Source organism: Brucella oryzae, from assembly GCF_041929965.1.
Lineage (GTDB): Bacteria > Pseudomonadota > Alphaproteobacteria > Rhizobiales > Rhizobiaceae > Brucella > Brucella oryzae.
The window spans coordinates 1-5,305 of the sequence record NZ_JBHEEO010000050.1 but is presented as its reverse complement, the minus strand read 5'-3'; the positions used below and the strand labels follow the sequence as shown (position 1 = coordinate 5,305).

The following is a 5,305-nucleotide window of genomic DNA, read 5'->3' as shown; positions in this document are numbered from 1 at the left end:
GGCGGTGGCGGGGGCTACGGGGGCGGTGCTGGTCAAAATGCCATAGGCGGAGCAGGCCAAGATGGAAATGGCGGCAAGGGGGCGGACGATGGGGCCGTGCTCGGCGGTGCCGGAGGACCTGTTGGCGCAACCGCGAGCACCGTACGCAATTTTCCAAGCAGCAGTGGTGGACAAATCGGGGGCGGTATCGGGGGGAACGGCGGCCATAATGGCAATGCCTATGGCGGCGGCGGCGGCGGCGGCGGTGCAGGTCTCTATTATATGGATAACACGCCTTTGGACTTCTCCTGGACTTTGGGTTTGAGTATCGCCGGAAATTATGGTGGCGATGCAGGTCGGGGTGCGCTTGGTAGTGGTGCCGCGGGCGGCGGCGGTGCTGGCGTGATCTTCATTGGTACGACGCTTGATGTTCCCCGCGGTATTCTCATGCTTGGCGGTACGGGCGGCAATGGTGGATTAGCGGGCGGTGGCGGGGGTGTCGGGCTATCGTTTAGCGGCCAGAAGCTGACATTAAGTGGCGAGATTCAAGCCGGCGGCGGCGGCAATGGGCCTAATGCGGGGCAAGGGGGAGGCGATGGAGGCACGGGACTTTTTATCGTCAGCGATAATGGCCAGATAGACTTAACAACACGGTCCAGCTCTGGAGGCGCGACAGGCGGTATTCGAGGAGGACCTGGAGGCAATGGCGGCGGCATGAGCGGGGCCGGGATGATCATTGCCGGAAATGGAAACACTGTTTCGAATACAGGCGCGATTATTGGAGGACAGTCATACGACCCTAATGATATTCTTCATGCGGGTATCGGAATTGTTGTTAATGGAAACAATAACCGGATCATCAACAGCGCATCGATAACGGGTGGGCGAGTTACCGTACCAGTTGGTTTTGTAGCGGGTAACAAGGCTGTCGCCGTTGCCGGAGCAGGTAATGAGCTGGAACTACATGCGGGTTACGATGTCGAGGGGCCTGTACGGTCAACAGGTGCTAACAATAGTATTATTCTCGGCGGTTCCGTTGATGCGCTCTTCCAGCCGCTGCAAGTCACCGGCTATGAAACAAATTATGATGGCTTCGCTCGTTACAGAAAAACCGGCACATCGACCTGGACGGTAAAATACAAGGCCATAGATAGCGGCGCATGGAGTATCGAGGCAGGCAGGCTCATTCTCCAGGATATAAGCGACTTTAGTTCGGCGGATAGTATAACCATTGATGCCGCGATGGATGTATCGGGCATTTCAGCAGGTGACACGACCTTCAAGCGTTTAATGGGAGCGACCGGCGGTCAGCTTGATATGGGGGCAAAAAATCTCGACATTTCAAACGCGCAGGCGGGAGATGATTTCGGCGGCGTAATTTCTGGAACTGGTAGTGTCAGTATAAATGGCAATCAGGTGTTCTCCGGCAACAATACATATTCCGGCGTGACGGCGTTGAGTGCCGGAACAACTCTTCAACTTGGCAATGGCGGGACAGCCGGTAACGTCGCCGCTAATATTACGCTCGGTAACGCAACAACGCTGATCTCCAACCATGCTCAGAATGCTCCCGATACCATTATTGGAGGAACTATTTCTGGTGGCGGGACTTTCAAAAACCAGGCGGGGAATACCGTTTTTGTTCATGCAAACACCTATAGCGGCGGGACTGCTGTTTTGGGCGGAACCTTGTTCATCGGCAATTATGGCACATCCGGCAGTTATGTCGGTGATGTGGATATCGCCAGCGGCGGGAACCTTACCATTGCTCGCAGTAATGCGTTTATTTTGCCTGGAGTTATTTCCGGATCAGGTGCATTCACCGTCGATGGTGGCAATGTGACAATAACCCGTGCGAATGCAAATTTCACAGGAGCCGTCAGTGTCCTGCAACATGGAGGCAGCGGTGTTCTGGCGTTGACAGGAGCAGGGGATCTGAGTCAGGCGGCGGGAGTTGAGGTTAAGGGTACTTTTGATATTTCCGGTGTTACAGCTAACAGTTCCAGTATTCGAAGCCTATCGGATGGCCAAACGGATACAGGCCGGATTCATTTGGGTACAAAGGATATCAATATCACAGATCTGGCTGCCAATGCGCGTTTCAATGGCATCATTTCAGGAAGCGGCGGACTGACTATCCAGAAAGGCTCGCTCTCTCTTGGAGGTAGCAACAGCTATAGTGGTGCCACCAATATTGAACAGCAAGCTTCGCTTCGTCTGACTTCGGATTCGATAGCTTCATCCTCCTTGGTCACGGTTGATGGTGGACTTGTTGTTGAGACTGGGGCTGGTAGCGGGGCGAGGGTGAAGCGGCTGGCGGGCGCGGCGAGTGGACAAATTGCGCTTACGGGAACCAACGATACGCTGACGATCGGCGACGCGCAGTCGGATGAGTTTAAGGGCGTGATTTCGGGTGCGGGTAATCTCGCGTTGGAAAAAGGCATTCAAACGCTGTCCGGCGCGAGCACCTATACCGGCACCACGACGATAGCTTCTCTGGCTGCACTGCATCTTGCGGGTAATGGTAGTATCAGTTCAACCGCGGAAGTTATCGCTGACGGTACTTTCGATATATCGGCGATTACGGCGCCGGAAGCTGCCTTTGGCAGTCTTTCGGGCGGAACGGGCGGCAAGGTTGTTCTGGGGGCAAAGAGCCTCCGGATCAACGCGGGCCTCGATCACGAGTTCCAGGGTGTGATTTCCGGCGGCGGAGGACTGACCATAGCAGGGGGGCAGCAAAAGCTTTCGGGGATCAACAGCTACACGGGCACAACCGCCGTGCTTGCGGGCGCAGAACTTTCCATCATCGGTGCCGGCAACATCAGTGCCTCCACAATCAACAATCTGCTGACCGTCGACGGTACATTCGATGTGTCGGCGATGAATGCAGGTACCATCGATGCAAAACGGCTGGTGGGGACGGCTGGCGGACATGTGAATCTTGGCGCGAAGGATTTCGTGATCGCAGCTGCACAAGCAGGAGACGATTTCGCCGGTATCATTGATGGTTCCGGTCGTCTGGAACTGAAGGGAGGAACGCAGGTCCTTTCCGGCAGTAACAGTTATACGGGTACGACAACGATCTCCGGTGGGACGCTGATCGTCAATGGCAACCAGACGGGCGCAACGGGAACGACCACAGTGCGCACCAATGCAGCTCTCGGGGGGCGGGGTGTCATCGGCGGTGATGTACTCGTCGAAAATGCGGGTCGGATCCTCGTTTCGGACAACAGCAGTGGCATAAGCAAGCTGACATTGAACGGCAATCTCACTCTCGTTGGCGGTTCAGCCATCGATTACGATTATGGACTGTCCCCGAACGGCAATCATGCGGCTCTGTCGATCCATGTGAAAGGCAATGTCGATCTGGACGGCACAATCAATGTTTTGAACAGCTCTGGCGTATCCTTCGATCCAGGTATTTACAATCTTATCCAATATGACGGCACGAAAACGGGCAACCCAGTCGAGGGAAACATGCCGTCACCGGAGTTTTATCTGCAAACTGTGGTCCCACATCAGATCAATCTCATCAACACAAAGGGAATGGTCCTCAATTACTGGGACGGCGGCATTATCACCAACCACGATAATGGTGTTGTTGATGGCGGCGGAGGGACATGGCAGGCTTTCGGAGGGAACGACAATTGGACGGATATGCAGGGTGCGATCAATGCCGGATATGTGGATAACAGTTTTGCCATTTTCCAGACAAAGGGAGGGATAGTTACCGTCGATGACAGTCATGGGGCTGTCAGCGTTTCTGGTATCCAGTTTGCCGCCGACAATTATGAAATCAAAGGCGACGCCATCACTTTGAACGGCACGTCCAATACAATTCGGGTGGGCGACGGCAGTGCGAACGGGCTTGCCTTCAGCGCAACCATTTCTGCAGATCTGGATGGTAATGCCGAATTGATCAAGAACGATCTGGGCACATTGAAGCTGCGTGGAACAAACAGCTATAGCGGTGGAACCCGTGTGAAGAACGGCATCTTGAATGTTGCGACCGATGCTAATCTGGGTGCAGCCGCCGGAGCGGTGACACTCGATGGCGGTACGCTTCAGTTTGGCCAGTCGTTTGAAATGAACCGGATGGTGATGCTCACGGTTAATGACAGCGCGATTGATACGATGGCAAATACGAATACTGTGAATGGCGTCATAAGTGGAGCTGGCAAACTGATAAAACGCGGCAGCGGAACGCTCGTACTGGGGGAAGCAAACAGCTATAGTGGAGCTACGATGATTATCGAGGGCATGCTGGCTCTGCGCGGTACGGGCAGCGTTGCCACATCGAGCATGGTCAATATAGCAGATCATGGCACATTCGATATCTCGGCTGCATCAGGTTCTGCGACTGTGCAACGGCTGACGGGCGGTCAGGAAAGTGCGGTTGTCCTTGGAGGCGGAGAACTCGTTATTGCTGCTGCTCAGAATGACGAATTTGCAGGAAAAATATCCGGTGCCGGCGGCGTGACGCTTTCCAGCGGAAAACAGATTCTAACCGGTGATAATACCTATACTGGTCGTACGGCGGTTTCTGCCGGTGCAACCTTGCAGCTCGGTGCTGGCGGCACGACAGGCAGCGTTGTAGGCGATGTGACCAATGACGGGATGGTTGTATTCAACCGTTCCGACAATCTGATCTTCTCCGGTTTGATGTCGGGTACGGGCGGTTTGAGGAAGAATGGTTTGGGTGTTCTGACGCTAACCGGTGCCAACAGCTATTCGGGGATTACGGCAGTCAATGGCGGCACGCTCAAGCAGGGTGGGGCTGGCGGCATCAGCGGCGCATCCGCATTCAATGTGGCCAGCAATGGCAGGCTGGAGCTGGGTGGCTTTGCCACGACGATGGCATCGCTGGACAATGGCGGCATGGTCGATTTCGGCGGGAGTGGCGGCACGGTGCTGAATGTTGCCGGCAACTATACCGGCACGGGCGGCACCCTTGTGTTCAACAGTGTTCTGGGCGGTGATGCCTCGAAGACGGACCGACTGCAAGTGGGCGGCGACACGTCGGGCAGCAGCCATGTGAAGGTGGTCAATCGCGGCGGCAACGGCGCACAGACGACGGACGGCATCAAGATCATCGACATTGCCGGTGCATCGAACGGCCTGTTCGATCTGCTCGGCGATTTCGTCACCAAGGACGGCCGTCAGGCCGTGGTGGCGGGTGCCTATGCCTATTCGCTGTACAAGGGCGGCGTGAGCACCCCGGCGGATGGCGACTGGTATCTGCGCTCCGCACTCAAGAACCCGCCACCCCGGCCTGACGGCCGTCCTTGGTGACGAAATCGCCGAGCAGATCGAACAGGCCGTTCGA

1 protein-coding gene is annotated in these 5,305 nt (G+C 55.7%); it reads left to right on the top strand.

Annotated features, from left to right (window positions below; genetic code table 11):
* Nucleotides 1-96: 96 nt before the first annotated feature.
* Nucleotides 97-5,271, top strand: coding sequence for an autotransporter-associated beta strand repeat-containing protein (locus tag JNC70_RS22550; RefSeq protein ID WP_374789035.1), 5,175 nt, complete (start codon nt 97-99; stop codon nt 5,269-5,271).
* Nucleotides 5,272-5,305 lie beyond the last annotated feature (34 nt).